The sequence below is a fragment of the Paenibacillus timonensis genome (genome assembly GCF_022427145.1).
Lineage (GTDB): Bacteria > Bacillota > Bacilli > Paenibacillales > Paenibacillaceae > Fontibacillus > Fontibacillus timonensis.
In genome coordinates, this window is record NZ_JAKSXN010000018.1 from 17,824 (window position 1) to 33,704 (window position 15,881).

General features: G+C 59.9%; 11 protein-coding genes and 1 riboswitch. Of the genes, 8 read left to right on the plus strand and 3 right to left on the minus strand.

Annotated elements, in window-relative coordinates; translation table 11 throughout:
• Positions 1-6 precede the first annotated feature (6 nt).
• Genes MJ257_RS09050 through MJ257_RS09070 form a run of 5 tightly spaced genes read left to right on the plus strand, consistent with a single transcriptional unit; the run spans position 7 to position 6,456 of the window.
• On the plus strand, positions 7-1,224 hold the full coding sequence (locus tag MJ257_RS09050) for a glycosyltransferase (protein ID WP_240268943.1): 1,218 nt from the start codon (positions 7-9) through the stop codon (positions 1,222-1,224).
• The gene (locus MJ257_RS09055) at positions 1,224-2,507 is read left to right on the plus strand and encodes an O-antigen ligase family protein (RefSeq protein ID WP_240268944.1); all 1,284 of its coding nucleotides are present in this window, start codon (positions 1,224-1,226) and stop codon (positions 2,505-2,507) included. The genes MJ257_RS09050 and MJ257_RS09055 overlap by 1 nt, the downstream gene beginning before the upstream one ends.
• The gene (locus MJ257_RS09060; RefSeq protein WP_240268945.1) at positions 2,476-3,735 is read left to right on the plus strand and encodes a glycosyltransferase; all 1,260 of its coding nucleotides are present in this window, start codon (positions 2,476-2,478) and stop codon (positions 3,733-3,735) included. The genes MJ257_RS09055 and MJ257_RS09060 overlap by 32 nt, the downstream gene beginning before the upstream one ends.
• A complete protein-coding gene (locus MJ257_RS09065) occupies positions 3,732-4,952 on the plus strand; it encodes a glycosyltransferase family 4 protein (RefSeq protein ID WP_240268946.1) in 1,221 nt (406 codons plus the stop codon). The genes MJ257_RS09060 and MJ257_RS09065 overlap by 4 nt, the downstream gene beginning before the upstream one ends.
• Positions 4,930-6,456: a sugar transferase gene (locus MJ257_RS09070; RefSeq protein WP_240268947.1), complete on the plus strand. Its 1,527-nt coding sequence runs from the start codon at positions 4,930-4,932 to the stop codon at positions 6,454-6,456. Before MJ257_RS09065 ends, MJ257_RS09070 begins: the two co-directional genes overlap by 23 nt.
• Positions 6,457-7,145: 689 nt before the next feature.
• On the opposite strand, the gene MJ257_RS09075 is transcribed toward MJ257_RS09070, so the two are convergent.
• Together MJ257_RS09075 and MJ257_RS09080 are read right to left on the minus strand one after the other, a co-directional pair.
• Positions 7,146-8,465, minus strand: coding sequence for a glycosyl hydrolase family 28-related protein (locus tag MJ257_RS09075; protein WP_240268948.1), 1,320 nt, complete (start codon positions 8,463-8,465; stop codon positions 7,146-7,148).
• Entirely contained in the window at positions 8,458-9,540 is a 1,083-nt protein-coding gene (locus tag MJ257_RS09080) for an LCP family protein (RefSeq protein ID WP_240268949.1), read from the minus strand. The genes MJ257_RS09075 and MJ257_RS09080 overlap by 8 nt, the downstream gene beginning before the upstream one ends.
• 249 nt (positions 9,541-9,789) lie before the next feature.
• Between MJ257_RS09080 and MJ257_RS09085 the strand changes: the two genes are divergently transcribed.
• Together MJ257_RS09085 and MJ257_RS09090 are read left to right on the plus strand one after the other, a co-directional pair.
• Positions 9,790-10,758 carry an NAD-dependent epimerase/dehydratase family protein gene (locus tag MJ257_RS09085; protein ID WP_240268950.1) on the plus strand — a complete coding sequence of 323 codons (969 nt, stop codon included), beginning with the start codon at positions 9,790-9,792 and terminating at the stop codon, positions 10,756-10,758.
• A 234-nt stretch (positions 10,759-10,992) separates the two neighbouring features.
• Positions 10,993-12,549, plus strand: a complete 1,557-nt coding sequence (locus MJ257_RS09090) for a hypothetical protein (RefSeq protein ID WP_240268951.1) — start codon at positions 10,993-10,995, stop codon at positions 12,547-12,549.
• Positions 12,550-12,654: 105 nt separating this feature from the next.
• On the opposite strand, the gene MJ257_RS09095 is transcribed toward MJ257_RS09090, so the two are convergent.
• The gene (locus MJ257_RS09095) at positions 12,655-13,959 is read right to left on the minus strand and encodes a hemolysin family protein (protein WP_240268952.1); all 1,305 of its coding nucleotides are present in this window, start codon (positions 13,957-13,959) and stop codon (positions 12,655-12,657) included.
• Positions 13,960-14,221: 262 nt separating this feature from the next.
• Positions 14,222-14,321, plus strand: a riboswitch (purine riboswitch).
• A 64-nt stretch (positions 14,322-14,385) separates the two neighbouring features.
• Here MJ257_RS09095 and MJ257_RS09100 point away from each other — a divergent pair.
• Positions 14,386-15,825, plus strand: a complete 1,440-nt coding sequence (locus MJ257_RS09100; protein WP_240268953.1) for an NAD(P)/FAD-dependent oxidoreductase — start codon at positions 14,386-14,388, stop codon at positions 15,823-15,825.
• Positions 15,826-15,881 lie beyond the last annotated feature (56 nt).

Here is a 15,881-nt window from a genome sequence, read left to right on the forward strand (position 1 = left end):
GTACGTGTGAAAATCGCCTATCTGATCCACTGGAATGAAGGGCCGGAGAGCGGCGTGTTTAAAAAAATCATCAGCCAGGCGCTTAGCTGGCAGGCATTAGGCCATGAGACGGCGCTATTCTTGTTTAGCCGCGAAAATGCCGCCGCATGGATGGAGGCGGAAACCGGCGGGTTGCCCGTCTTCCGCGAGGTATACCGCGGCAGGCTGGGCCGGACTCCCCGTTTTAAGGCGTTAATCGGCCAGGTGCGAGCCTGGCAGCCGGACGTCGTCTATCATCGCTTCGACTTGTATTATCCCTCCTTGCCCCGGCTGCTCCGCGAGTACCCGTCCGTGCTGGAGATCAATACGAACGATGTGGCCGAGTTGGCGTTGGAAGGACGCGGCCTGAGCCTCCGCCGCATGTACCACTTGCTGACGCGCCGCCTCGTGCTGGAAGCCGCCGGGGGCTTCGTGTTCGTCAGCGGCGAACTGGCCCGGGCGGACGGCTTCCGCCGCTACGCGAAGAGCTACGTGGTCATCGGCAACGGCATTCCGTTGGAGCAGTTTTCGGAGGGACGCGTGGCGGAGGCAGAAGCCTTCGGCCGCGTCGTGGATCCGGGCGAAGTTAGGACCGTGCACGTCTCGGCGGCGGCGGATCTTCCGGCGGCCGCAGGTGCACGTTCGGACGAGAGTCACGTCCGGTTCGTGTTTATCAGCTCGCCGGGCCAGGCCTGGCAGGGCCTGGATGAGATCGCGCGGTTGGCCGCCGTCAAACCGGACTGGCGGTTCGACATCATCGGGCCGGAGCGCGGCGAATTGGAAGCGGCTGGCCTGCAGGTGCCGGCGAACATGGCGTTTCACGGCCAGTTGACGCGCGATCGCTATCAGCCGCTGCTTGACCGGGCCGATCTCGCCATCGGCACGCTGGCGCTGTACCGGAAAGGCATGGAGGAGGCCTCGCCGTTGAAAGTCCGCGAATATTTGGCCAATGGCTTACCGGTCATCGCCGCTTACCGCGAGACGGATTTCCCCGAGCCGGTTCCGTTCTTTCTAGAGCTACCGGGCGAGCCGGAGAGCGTGGTTCGCCACCTCTCCGCCATCGAAAGCTTCGCTCGCGACTGGCGTGGGCGGCGGGTGGATCGGGAGCACGTGCGTCATTTGGACGTCACCGTCAAAGAGGCGGCTCGGGCAGCTTATATGCAGCGGATTGCCCGGAGGCGGGAAAGAGGTGGCGAGTCCGGATGATGGCGGAGATCAGTCTGCTGTGGATCGCGCTGCTTGTTGCGGCCGCCGTATTTTTCACGCTTCAATGCCTGCTGTCGCTAAAAATGAAGGTAGACGCCGCTTACCTGTTTGCGTTTTGCATTTATTTCGATTTTTTTGCCTACTTCTACAAGTTGGCCGTTCCCGGCGAATCGTTAATCTTGTTAATCGGGGCGCCGTTGCTGCCCGTGGGCGCCGCTTTGCTGCTTAAGCCGTCTATCGTTCTCGAGACGCTGCGGGATCAAGGGGGCTGGTTATGGGGGATCTTTCTCGCCTATGCTTTGATTTCGCTCACCTGGGCCCCTTCCGAGTCGAACGGGCTCATGAAAGAGGTCATCCTGCTGGCCCATGGCGTCATTCCGGCACTGTATGTCTACCTCGTCTACCGTAAATACGGCCGATTCTCTTGGACCGTCGTGGCCTGGGCCGGCTTCGCCTATGCGCTCCTGCACCTGCTCATGGGCGTTTATAACGAGGAATATCCAGGCCGTCTGACACTCCCCGGCGGAAATCCGATCTTTAACGCCCGGACTTCGCTGATTACCGTGACGGTCTGCCTGTGGGCGCCGCGGATTCCGCTGCCGGTCAGGCTCCTGTCGCTGGGCGTCGCGCTGACTTCGGCGTTGGCCACGCAATCCAGGGGACCGCTGGCTGCTTTCTTGCTGGCCAATGCACTATATTTCGGCGTCTGGTTCATCCGCAAATTTCGGGAGCGTACACTTGGAAAGCTGTCGCGATTGGCCGTCCCGCTGTTATTTCTGTTGATCGTCGCGGGAGGTACGGCTTCGGCGTATGCGGAGCAACTGGCGACCTGGGTGGAAAACAGCCGGTTCATGGTCCTGTTCGATCGGAATCAGCTGCAAGGCGATGATAACTACATCGGCCGATTGGATTTGCAGACAAGGGCATTGGAGAAGCTGGAAGCCTCGCCGTTTCTCGGCGCCGGGCTAGGCAGCGTCACGCCCCCGTTGGCCCGGGATTTTCCGCATAATCTGGTGCTGGAGATCGCTGCGGAAGGGGGATTCGCGGGACTGACCCTATGGACGTTTGCTTTGTTGTTCTCCTTATGGGCCGCTTATCAACGAACGCCGGTGCTGGCCATCCTGCTGGTTCAGACGGTGGGTTACGCCTTGGCCAGCGGGGACTTTGGCTACAACTACGAATATATGGTGATGGCAATGACGGCTTTGGCGCTGATGCCGGTAAAGCAACGGGAAGGAGTGGGGATAAAACGTGAAGCTCTTGTTTTTGATCACCGGATTTGATTACGCGGGGGCGGAAAACCAGGTGCTGCTGCTGTGCCGAGAGTTGCGGGCCAGGGGCTGCGAAGTGCGTTTGGCGACGATGATTCCGCCGGTTGCCTATTTGGAGGAGCTTCAGGAGCTGGGGGTTGACGTGGTGAGTCTCGGCATGAAAAAGGGAGTGCCGGATCCTCGGGCCTTATTTCGCCTGGCCAGGCTAATTCGGCAGATGCGGCCCGACGTGGTCCACAGCCATCTGGTGCATGCAAACATTTTGGCCCGCGTCACGCGGTTGTTCGTGCGTATTCCGTATTTGGTGTGCACCGCCCATAACATCAACGAGGGGGGCTGGCGGCGGGAGATGCTGTACCGGCTTACCGATCCGCTCGGCGACCTGCTGACCAATGTCAGCCGGGAAGCGGTACGCGGCTATACCGAGCGCCGAATCTCTCCGGCCCGCAAAATCCGGCTGATGGAGAACGGCATCGACCTCAGCCGTTTTGGCGGGGACGAACGGGGTCGCCTGGAGTTGCGGGCCGAGCTGGGTGTGAAGGGGGAGAAGGTCCGTTGTGAGCCGGAGTCTGGCGAAGTGGGGCGCGAGGTAGAGGGAGGGGACGACGCTGGTGCTGGGGAAGCGGCGAAAAGCGCGCGGATCCGGCGGGAGCCGTTCGTTTGGCTGGCCGCCGGGCGTTTCGTCCCGGAGAAGGATTACCCTGCCATGCTGTTCGCTTTTGCCGAGGCATGGCAGAGCTTCCCGGACAGCGTCCTCTGGATCGCCGGGATCGGGCCGGAACGGCCGCGGATCGAGCGGCAAGCTGAGGAGCTGGGCTTGTCCGGCAGGGTGCGGTTCCTCGGGATTCGCACCGATATGCCGGAACTGCTGCACGCCGCCGACGGATTCGTGCTCTCCTCGAAATGGGAGGGCTTACCGATCGTACTGCTGGAGGCGTGCGCCGGCCGGCTGCCGATCGTTGCCACCGCGGTAGGCGGCAACGCCGAGGTGGTGCTGGACGGCGTGAACGGCTACCTCGTGCCGCCGGAGGAGCCGGCAGCGCTGGCCCGCGCGATGGAGCGGGTGATGGCCCTGCCGCCGGAGGACCGGCGAGCGATGGGGCAGCGCGGCCGGGAACATGCCGCCGCGAACTATGCCATGTCCCGCGTCGCCGGGAAATGGATCGAGCTTTACGAGCAGGCGTCCGGAAGGGAGCTGCCCGCAGCCCGGGCGTTGCCCAAGGAGGCGCATGAGGGATGACGCGAACGCGAAAAGCAGCCTATATCGCCACGGTCTACGCCCACTTGGCGGCGTTTCATTTGCCTTTTATGAGCGACTTGCGGGATGCCGGGTTCACGGTCCATGCCTACGCTGCCCCGGATCACGGCCGGGACGAGGTGGACGCCGCCGAGTTTACGTGTCGGGACCTGCCGTTTAGCCGCAACCCGCTGGCTCCCGGGAACCTTCGGGCTATGCGGGAGCTCATAGGTTGGCTGAAACGGGAGCGGTACGACCTGATCCATGTGCATACGCCCAACGCGAGCGTGGTCTGCCGGTTGGCCGCCCGGCTGGCGGGTCGGCCGTACCCCAAAATCGTCTATACCGCGCACGGGTTTCACTTTTTCGAAGGGGCTCCTTGGTTTAACTGGCTGTTGGTTTATCCGCTGGAGCGGTTTCTGGCGCGGTGGACCGATGTCCTCGTTACGATCAACCGGGAGGATGAACGGCGGGCGGATGTTTTTCCGGTGCGGGGGCGATCGGTCTATGTCCCCGGGGTTGGCGTTGACCTGTCTTTGTACGCGGCCCGGGAGGGCAACGAGCGCGAGCAATTGCGCCGCGATTTCGGCTTAGCCCCGGACGATTTCGCCGTTCTTTGCATTGCGGAGCTGAATCGCAACAAAAATCAGGAGCAACTGATCGGTGCCATCGGTGAGTTGCGCCGCCGGGGCATCCCCGCCGTGCTGCTGCTGGCCGGGGTGGGCCGGGAGGAAGCGCGTTACCGGCAGCTCGCCGCGGAGCACGGCGTGGCGGGGGCGGTTCGCTTCCTCGGTTACCGCCGCGACGTACCGCAGCTGCTGCAAGCCGCCGATGCCCTGGCGCTCTTGTCCCGGCGGGAGGGCCTGCCTAAGGCGCTGCTCGAGGGCCTGGCCGCCGGGCGGCCGCTGGTGGCGACGGCGGTGCGCGGCAGCCGCGACCTGGTTGTCCCTGGCCGGAACGGTTATCTCGTTCCGGTCGGGGACGTGTCGGCCGCCGCCGATGCCCTCGGGCGACTGCAGCAGGACGCCGGGCTGCGGCGGCGGATGGGCGAGTACAGCCGCAAGCTGGCGGGGCTGTACGATTTAGTGCAGATCCGCCGCGATGTGGCGGCGATCTATGCGGGGCTTGGGGTTATTGAGCCAGCGGAAGCTCATTGGGGAAGGCCGCGCCTGAGGGACGCGGAGGAGGGGGAAGCGTATGATCAAGCTGTATCGGAATAACGGCATGAAGGCGGTGCTCCTGCTGCTTGACCTGCTGGTGATCTATGCCAGTTACCGGCTCGCGGCCGGACTCCTACCGCAGGGGGATTGGAGCTCCCCCGCCGTCCTGGGGGATACCCCGTTCCGCAGCGCGCCGTGGCTGGGGATGTTTACGGTGATGACGTATTATTTTTTTAATCTGTACGATCTGGCTGGACGGCGGAAACCGGCCCAATTCCTGTGGAATCTGCTGTTGGCCCAGCTGTTCGTCACCGCGGAGCTCATCGTGTTCGGTTATGCGAGTAAAATGTTCAGCTTGACCCCAAGCCTGCTGCTCATCGCCTTTGCGGCCCAACTGCTGCTGTCGTTCGGATTGCGCCTACTGCTGTTTTATGTCCAAAGCAAAGGGTTCAGCCGCAAAAGAACGCTGGCCGTCATCGGCGGCGAATCTCCGGGCGACGAGGTGCTGCGCAGCATGCTGGAGCAGGGGAAACCCTGGTTCCGCGTCGAACGGATCGTTCGAACGGACGGCCGTGGGATTGGCGCAGCGCTGCCGGAGCAAGCGTGGGAGGGGATGGAGACGCTGCTCGTCGGGCCGGGGTTAGCCCCCGAAACGAAAGCGGAGTGGGTAAGGACCGCCGGACTGCGGAAGATGGAAGTGGTCATCGTTCCCGATTTTTACGAGCTTTATTTGGCCGACGCCGAACCGCAGCAAATTGGCGATTTGCTTGTTTACTCGCTTATGCCGCCGCAGTTGACGCTGCCGGAGCGGTTGTTCAAGCGTCTGTTCGATCTGGCAGCGTCTTCGCTCCTGCTGCTGGCGGCGTCCCCTGTCATGCTGGCGATGTTCGTCTTGATCCCGCTGACGTCGCGGGGGAAGGCACTGTATGTCCAGGAGCGCGTCGGCTTGCAGGAGAAACCATTCCCGCTGTATAAGTTCCGCAGCATGGTGGACGGGGCGGAAACGGCAACCGGCCCTGTGCTGGCCGGGCGGAATGATGCGCGGGTGACCCGGCTGGGCCAATGGATACGCGCCACCCGCATCGACGAGTTGCCGCAGCTATTTAACGTGCTGCTCGGTCATATGAGCCTGGTCGGTCCGAGGCCGGAGCGGGCGTTCTTCATTCATCGCTTCAAGGAGGAACTGCCGCATTACACCTACCGGCTGATGGTGAAACCGGGGTTAACCGGCTATGCCCAAGTCATGGCGGGGTATGCGACCACGCCGTCCGACAAGCTGCGTTACGACCTGATGTATATCAAAAGATATTCGCTGCTGCTCGACCTCAAGATCCTGTTCCAGACGATCCGGGTCGTCGTCCAACGGGAACAAGCCAAAGGCGTGGAGGCAGCCGGAGTGACGGATGTGGCAGCGGCACCAATGGGCACGGCAACGATGGCCACGGCACCGATGGGCACAGCATTGATGGCAACGGCACCGATGGGTACGGCAAGTTCCGCCGCATCCGGCGGAACTTCGGCTGCCGCTGCGATGGCTCCGACATCGGGCCTGCCGCCATCGTAGCCCACTGCAGTCTGAGCTTGCTTGGCGGCTCAACTCGGGCGCTCATGGCCTTGCCCCGGTCTATAAGCTGCGTCGAGCAAAAATGTTGTATTTTGTACAACATTTTTTTAGGTATTAAAAGATCTAAGGCCAAAATGTTGCATAAAGTGCAACATATTTTGGTCTCATAGGCCAAACAGCCCCAAAATGTTGTACTAAATGCAACATTTTGGGGTTTTTAGCCGGTTTGGCACTTGAAATGTTGTATTTATTACAACATTTTGAGTGGAAGGAGGGCGAGGCGGTACTCTCATAGCTCACGATGGGATAAGCGCTCGACAGGCACTCATCAGGCAATCACCAGCACTCACCAGCACTCACCAGGAACTCGCCAGCCATTGAACGGGGCAATAGACTCATCAGGCACTCACCAGCACTCGCCAGTACTCACCAGCACTCATCAGGCACTCACCAACACTCACCAGGAACTTACCAGGAACTCACCAGCCATTGAACGGGGCAATAGACTCACTAGACACTCACCAGACACTCACCAGGCTCTCAACAGGACACTCATTAGACTTACCAGTCACTCACCAGCTCTCAACAGGACTCTGTAGACTCACCAGACACGCAACCCCAGTTACTCTCTAAAACATTTCACACTACACCCCTCAGCCAGCTCCAACCCACCCCCGTTTCCTTATCCGCTACTTTGCCATATTCTCCGTCATCGTCCCCGCTCCGGTGTCGAGAGCTAACCGGGCCTCCTCCGATAGACGGATGGGGGTTTCGGCGCCGCCGATCGCGTTTCCGGTGATCCGGAAGCCGCCAATCCGGCCGAGGCGGATTCCGCTCGTGTTGGGGAAGGGTTGGCCCGCGCCGCTTTCGATGACGTTGTGTTCGATGACGACGCCGCTTGCCGTGCCGACGTCCGCCTCGATGGCAGCATAGTAGCTGCCGGGTCCCCCGATGATATTGCCGGATACGGTCACATCGCCGGCATAAACGGAGATGGCCGCGTACATGTCCTGCGGCAGCGGGTCCTTGGGGGCTAAGAGATAGCGGTTATCCCCAGAGTAGGGGTTGAGGATCCGGTTGTCCTTCACGACAACGCCGGGGGCGGAGATTTTGATCCCGCGTTTGGCGGCGTGGTGGATGACGTTGTCCGAGATGACGGAATCCGATAAAGGCGAGGGACTGGGCGGCTGATCGAAATAAATGCCGTCCGCATCCTCCCGCGGAGAGATATAGGAGATCAGGTTGCCCGTAATGCTGACGCGGCGGGCAATGGTACGCCCAGGTTCGCTCCAGGCCATAATTCCCCGGGCGACCGGCGCAGCTTCCCGCGCGGAGATTTCGGTCAGCGTGCAGCCGAGGATCGCGATGTTCGTGGTGTCGCCATAGATCATGATGCCGGCGACGACGGTGGTCGAAAGCGGGTGCTTAGGATCGGCCGGTTGATTCAAATCCTGAACCGTGCTGCCTACGATTTGCACGTCCGACGAACCGCTATGGATGCCGATGCCGCGGGTCAGCCTTGCGCCGCCGTCGATGACGATGCCGTCGATGCGGATCCGGCGGCCTTGTACCGAGACGGCCTCGAACCCGTAACGAGCTCCGGTGATCGCACGGAACTTCAACACCGGTCGGCCCAGGCCGCGGAGGGTGACGCCGCTGCGGAGCGGAAGCGGCTCGTCCAGGGCGAGCAGGTACGTTCCGGGGGGGACGATGACGGTCGTGCTCCGTCCGGTGGCGGCCGCTTGCCGCAGCACGCGCAAAAAAACACCCGTATCGTCCGTGATGCCATCCCCTTTAGCTCCGGCTTCCTTCACGTTGAAGGTGGGGGCGGGGAAGGGAGAGGAAGGTCCCCATCGCAGCAGTACACCCCAAACCAAGGCCAGCAACAGCAGGACGAGTAGAAGTAACCGGCGGTTGCGACGGCGAGGACCACCACCGCCACCACCGGCACCGCCGCCTCCGACCGGGCGAAGCCGGCCGTTAGGTCGGGGCAAGGCCGATCTAATCATCGGGCGCATCCTCATCCCCCAGGATCTGACGGGAAAGCTCGGACCAAGCCGTCATATCCGGGATCCAGTAGTACAGCTCGGCATCAACCAGAGGATCATGCGCTTTGCCGCTGCTTCCCGGAAATTGCACGAAATACATCTCCCCGGGATCGACGCCGCGAACCATCCAGGCCAGGCTAAGCATATCGGCGTCGGTCAGATTGGTATCCAGAATATCCTCTTTCACTTGGCGGATCAGCTCGGGCAACCGGGCCAGGTTGTCCGGAACGAGCAGCTTGCGGGCGATTGCCTGAACGACCAGCGCCTGGTTGCGTTGCCGGGCATTATCGCCGTCATCCAGCGATTTGCGCTCGCGGACGAAATCAAGCGTGGTTTCGCCATTCCAATGCTGATTGCCGGCGGGCAGGGTCCGGTAATTGTAGGTCAGCTTGACGGGAGCATCCAGCTCGACATCTACGCCGCCGATCGTATCGACGAAATGCTCGAACCCGTCGAAGTTGGTTTTGACGTAATAGTTGATGGAGCAGCGGCATAAATTGCTGACCGCCTGGATCGCGGCAAGAGTTCCGGCGTGGCCGCCTTGGCCGCCTGCTTCCGCCATCGCGTGTGCGTGGTTGATTTTGGTCAAACCGATGCCGGGAAGAAAGACCCGGGTGTCGCGGGGGATCGAGACAAGACTTACCTTGCTCTGCTCCGGATTGACGTGGGCCAACATCAACACGTCGGTGCGCGAGGCTTCCTCTGCCCGGGCATCCGTGGCAAGCAGCAGCAGGTTAAAGCTGCCCCGGGCTCCGCGGACTTCTTCCGTCGGTGCAGGCTTCGCCGCCGCGGCCTCTCCGGCGGTCCCAGTGCTCGTGCCGTCGGTTTGCACGGAACGCTCCGCCCTTTTGTCGGCCCCGTTCGCCGAACCCGTCTCGATCCCCGCAGACGGTTCCGGCGTGGCCAGTACCGGGATATCGGCGTTCCGAAAATGCCGGGACGGCTCGTATTTCAAATAAGCTGTTAGGAGTCCGCCGGCCACAAGGAGCAGAAGAACCACCGGGATCGCCACTTTTTTGCGTAATCTCATTTTCATTCGCCGTTTCCTCTCCGTCTCTAGCGAAAATAGTTAGGTCTCGTTAAAGGGATTCATAGCAGTATATTAGTGGAATCGTTATTCTATACGCGGAATTAGGCTGCCTGCGCTCCAACCCACTTGGCGCGCGAATGCGTGCGGACATGACGAAATTCCAGCACTTTTCTAGTCTATTCCGGACTAGGCTTTCATAAGGTGGTTGAAACGGGGCAAACGCCGGTATTTTTGGGGAATAGGGGAGTCGAGAAGATGAAAGTGCTAGTCACGGGAGGAGCGGGGTTTATCGGCCGTCACACGGTCAAGCGGCTGGTCGAGGAGGGAGAACAGGTGGTTGTCGTCGATACGGCCCAGGCCGGAAAACCGAGGAAAATGGACGAGTCGGTCCGTTTTTATGCAACGGATATCGTTTCGGAGGAACTGGAGGCTATTTTTGCCGAGGAACGGCCGGATGCGGTCATTCACCTGGCCGCTCAAACGAGCGTTCGCCGCTCCTTGCATGACCCGACGGCCGACGCCGAGACGAACATCCTGGGAACGATCCGGCTGCTGCAGCAATGCGTCCGCTTCGGGGTGCGGCGGATCGTGTTCGCTTCATCGGCCGCCGTGTACGGGAATCCGGATCATCTCCCGATCGAAGAGGCGCACGGAACGGAACCATTGTCTTTTTACGGCGTTTCTAAGCGGGTGTCGGAGATGTATATCCAATCGTTCAGCGAACGCTACGGGCTTAATTATGCCATCCTGCGATACGCCAATGTTTACGGGATACGAGAGCGCCGCACCGGTGAGGATGGGGTGCTGACGGCTTTTGTGGAGCGGCTGGTGGCGGGACTCCCTCTGGAGGTGTACGGGGACGGTTTGCAGACGCGGGACTTTGTATACGTCAAAGACGTCGCGGAGGCAAATGTGCTGGCGCTGCGATGTGCGGGCAGTCAAGTCTTGAATATCAGCAGCGGACACGGCATCTCGCTCCTGGAGGCGCTTGGTATGCTCAAGGAAATGTCCGGGCGCAACGTGCAGCCGCAGTTTCGGCCCGCCCAGGCAGGGGATATCGAACAGAGCGTATTGGATAACGGCAAAGCCCGGGACATCCTTTGGTGGGAACCCCGATATTCACTGTACGACGGCCTCTCGGAGATGATGGACTTCGAGACGGAAGCGCGAAAAAACCCTTTGCTCGTCGAACGGACCAGCTTCAGCGAAACATCGGTCGTTTAAATCCATTGCGGCTTTTGCGGATCGCCAAAGTCGCCTTTACCCCCGCCTCCCGCTTGAGGAACGGGGGTATTTCTTTGCTGGCGATTCCTTGAGAGGTATGCCGCCAAGTCGGCTTGGGACATACGGCGCCCGCAGTGCCCAACGCTGTGGTATGATGGAGCTAATGAAGAAGGCATCTTCCGGCCGGACGGGAAGAAGGAAGATGCCCTCATGGGAGACCGGGAGGGTTGTGGAATGGAGGGCAGGGGCGCATCCGATCATCGGAATATCGAAACCACAGAGGAACGTAAACATGACAGCGATAACCAACATGACGGGGAAAATGAATCCGCTTACCTTTTAGAGACGCTGCGATTAGGGCTGGCCTGCCTGATGGAATACATCCTGCTGCTGCCGGCTTGGATTTTATTTGCGGCGTTCCTTCGGCCGCCGGAGCTCCCGATCGCGGGGCTCGGCCTGCTGCCGCTGCTGTCGTTAGCCGGCGTCCTGCTCGGCACGCGCCTGCGCAAGCTATGGCAACGCGGGGCAACGGCCCTCGCGTTCGGCGCGGCTTTCGCCGCGGCCGCCTTCGCCTGGGCAGGGGGCCCGGGAGCGCTCGGCTTCGGAGACGTACCGTCGGCCGTCCAGCCCCCCACGCAAGCCGCCGCCGTAGCGCTGCTGCAAACGGCCGCACTGCTAGCCGCCGGCGTGTTTTGCTCGCTGCAAGGGATGACGGTCCGGAATCGCCAGGGGAGTTTTCGGCTCTATTGGGCCGGACTTGGCCTCTATTTCCTGGCGGGGATCTTCTACCCGCGCATCGAGGCGCTTCAAGGGACCGCCCCGCTGATCACCTGGGCAGGCGCATTCAGCTTGGCCGCCGCGCTGTTCATGACCAACCACCAATACTTGCGGTACAGTTCGCAATCCGCCGATTCCGGCGAGCGGCTGCCCGCCGGTCTCCGCCGCCATAACCGCCTGTTCGTCGGCGTCATCATCGCCGCCGCCTTGTTGCTGGCGGCCGGCGCCGGCCGCTGGATCGGCGGCCTGCTGTGGGGGCTGCTTAAAGCGATCGTGCGTTGGTTAACCCGACCGCAGGAACCCGCGCCTCCGCCGCTGGAGGAGCCGAAAGAGGAACTCCCCCCGCTGGAGCCCATGCTGCCGGCGGAGTCCCATGAACCGGATCTGCTGGCACAGATCCTGAACTATGCATTTTATGTTTTCGGCGGCCTGCTCCTGGCGGCGCTGCTTGGCTTCGTGCTGTATTGGCTGTACAAGAACGCCAGCGGGATATGGCGCAAAGCGATCGACCGCCTGCTCTCCTTGCTGCGCCGGGAAAGCGCCGCGCCGGAGCAAGCCGCTTACCGCGACGAGGAGACGAGCTTGTTTACTTGGGAATCGGCTTTGCAGGGATGGCGCAAGGTCGGCGCCCGCCTGATTCGTCCCGGGAAGCCGCCCGAACGTTGGGAGGATATGAAGGATAACCGGGAACGGGTGCGCTTTTTATACCGGTTGTTTTTGCGGAAGGAACGCGAGCGGGGGTACTCGCTGAAGCCCCATTTAACCCCGCGGGAAATGGTGCAGGAGATCAAACGGGAAACGGCGCGGCCGGACGAAGCCGCCAAAGCGGCCAGAGCCGGAAAGCGAAAACGGCCTGCGGGCAGAGGCGTTACCGAAACGGCGGGGGAAGCGGTCCGGAGGGATCTGGAGTCCGCAGCCGATCCGTTGCTCCGGCTCTATTATGGAACGCGGTATGGTGAGGAAACCCCCGGAGACGAAGAAGTGGCGGAACTGCGGCGGCGCCTGCCGCGGTAAGGCCCAGGATAGCTTACTCCGGCTTGGACTCATTGGACCGCCGGGCGAAACGAAAAAAAACGCGAGCATGCAGAGAACTTTCCTCTGCGCTCGCGTTTTTTCGCTTTATGAGCCGTGTTTGATGATTTCGAGTTTCTTGAATCGATGGGGTTCCTTCTCCAGCAGCTTGAAGGTCATATCCTCATGCTCCAGCGTGTCTCCAACGTCCATGGACGGGTTCCTGCCGTAGAGCCAGCCGCCGATCGTATCGACTTCCTCCGTGCTCAGGTCCGCCAGCAGCACTTCGTTGATCTGGTTGACCGTCACCGTACCGAGGGCAACCACATGCGACTCGTCCAGCTGGACGATCGGATCTTCCTCTTCCTTATCGAATTCGTCGCGAATTTCTCCGACGAGCTCCTCCAGAATGTCCTCCAGCGTGACCAGGCCGGCCGTTCCTCCGTATTCATCGATCAGAATCGCCAGATGCGTGCCTTCCTGCTGCATTTTTTTCAACAGTTCATTGACCGGGGTAACTTCCGAAACGGCCATCACCGGCTGCAGCAAAGCGGCGAAATCCAAATCCGGATTGCCCTCATAGGCCAGGAAAAACTGCTTCGTATTCACGATGCCGATGACGTTGTCCTTGCTGCCTTCGACGACGGGAAAACGGGTATATTGCTGCTCCCGGATGATCTCCAGGTTTTCCTGACGCGTCTTGTCCGTATATAAACACACCATATCGGTGCGCGGTACCATGATTTCCTTGGCGAGCAAATTATCAAACGCGAATATCCGGTTGACATAGCCGAATTCGCTTTGATTGATTTTGCCGCTTTCGAAGCTTTCGTTGATGATGATTTGCAGTTCTTCCTCCGAATGCGCTTCTTCATGCTCGGAAGCCGGCTTGACCCCGAACAGGCGCACCAGTTGGTTGGCCGAACCGTTCAAGGCCCAGATAAAAGGGCGCATGACTTTCGTAAATAAAATTAAAGGTTTGGCCGTAACGATGGCAATCTCCTCGGCTTTGCGGATGGCAACCGTCTTGGGGGCCAACTCGCCCACCACAACGTGAAAATACGTGATGACAACAAACGCGATGATGAATGAAAGCGCGCTGCCAACCGCCTCGGGTACCTCCAGGCTGAGGAACAAGGGATGCAGCATGCTCTCCACCGTCGGTTCTCCGAGCCATCCTAGCCCCAGCGCGGTAATCGTGATTCCGAGCTGGCAAGCCGATAAGAATCCGTCCAGGTTGGAGGTGACCTGTTTGACGGCGACGGCTCCTTTCCGTCCTTCCGCAATCAACTGGTCGACCCGGCTGCCCCGGACCCGGACGATCGCAAACTCTACCGCGACGAAAAACGCCGTTAACGCGATAAGAACCACGACCATCGCCAAATTTAATACCAAATACCTGTCACTGTCCATTCGATGCATCTACTCCTCAATTTTTAAATATAAAGTCCTAAAACTATCTCTATTATATAATACAACCTCGGATAAACGCGAATTTTGTACAAGGTAAAACGACCGATTTTTCATGACTAATGTTCGTGTTTTGAGAGTCTACGCGCAGTTCGATAATAAGAAATACCTTAATAATCACTCAAATACGAATATTAAAATAAAATCCTGCTTGACTTATCCGTTTATTCCACTTATACTCAGGTTGTTCCGAAAGCAAGTTTATCCATAACGAAACTATCAAATTCGTATATCCTCGATAATATGGATTGAGGGTCTCTACAAGGAACCACAAATTCCTGACTACGAATAGGGTGCATTCGCATACCTATGAGGGGTCGGGAATTTTTTTGTTGATTAACGAATTCATATAACTTCAGGAGGATACAGATGAGCAAATACGATGTCATTGTAGTGGGAGCGGGCCCTGCCGGGATTTTCGCTTGTTACGAGCTGACCCGCAAAGCGCCGCATTGGAAGGTGTTGCTGGTGGACAAGGGGCATGATATCTACCGCCGCCGTTGTCCCATCTTGGAGGAGAAGATTACGCTTTGTCCGCCCGCGGCGGGTCGCAAGGAATTCGCCGGCTGCCTTCCGGCTTGCTCGATCACTGCCGGGTTTGGCGGGGCGGGGGCCTACAGCGACGGGAAATTTAATATCACGACGGAATTCGGCGGTTGGCTGAGCGATTATATCGCGCCGTCCAAGGTGCTGGACTTGATCCAATACGTCGATTCGATCAATTTGGAGCACGGGGCAACGACGGCCGTCACCGATCCGATGACCGATGCCGTACGGGAGATCGAACAACGCGGATACGCGGCGGGACTCAAGCTGCTGCGGGCGCAGGTACGGCACCTCGGGACCGAGCAGAACCTGGAAATCCTGAAATCGATTTACGAATATCTGAATACCCGCATCGATATGTTGTTCAAGGCGGAAGTCGAGGACCTGGTCACGGAAAAAATCGATGGGAGCCACCAGGTACGCGGCATCACGCTGAAAAACGGCGAAACCTACGAAGCCGATTTGGTGATGGTGGCTCCGGGCCGGGACGGCTCCGCCTGGCTGACCGATATCCTCAAGAAGCGCCGGCTGAAGATGACGAACAACCAGGTGGACGTGGGGGTCCGCGTGGAAACCTCCGACGTCGTGATGCGGGAGATCAACGAGCATCTCTATGAAGGGAAGTTTATCTATAATACGTCGGTCGGTACGCGGGTCCGTACGTTTTGCAGCAATCCTTCCGGACATGTCGTGGTCGAAAACCACAGCGGCGTCATGGCGGCCAACGGCCATTCCTTCAAGGATCCGGCGCTGGGTTCGCGGAATACCAACTTCGCGCTGCTCGTTTCGCATCGGTTTACCGAACCGTTCGATAAACCCAACGAGTACGCGCGGGAAATTTGCCAGCGGGCCAATGATCTGTCGAACGGCGGGGTCATCGTGCAAAAATACGGCGATATCCTGCGCGGACGTCGCTCCACGGCCGCTCGCATTTCCGAGGGCTTCCTTGAACCCACGCTGAAGGAAGCGGTGCCGGGCGACCTCGGCCTTGTACTGCCGTACAATATGATGAAAAGCTTGATCGAAATGGTCGAAGCGCTCGACAAGGTGACGCCGGGGATTGCCTCCGAGCATACGTTGTTCTACGGCGTGGAAGCGAAGTTTTACTCGGCCCGGCCGAAGCTGAGCGAATCGTTGGAAACGGAAATCGGCGGCTTGTTCTGCGGCGGCGACGGCGCGGGGATTACCCGCGGCCTGGCCCAAGCGGGAGCCGCCGGCGTGTGGATCGCCCGCGGGATGATGGAGAAGGCGGGAATGGCATAAGAGTATACGCAAAACGGGTACGGTCCTTGAAATAGGAGGGCGTACCCGTTTTTTTT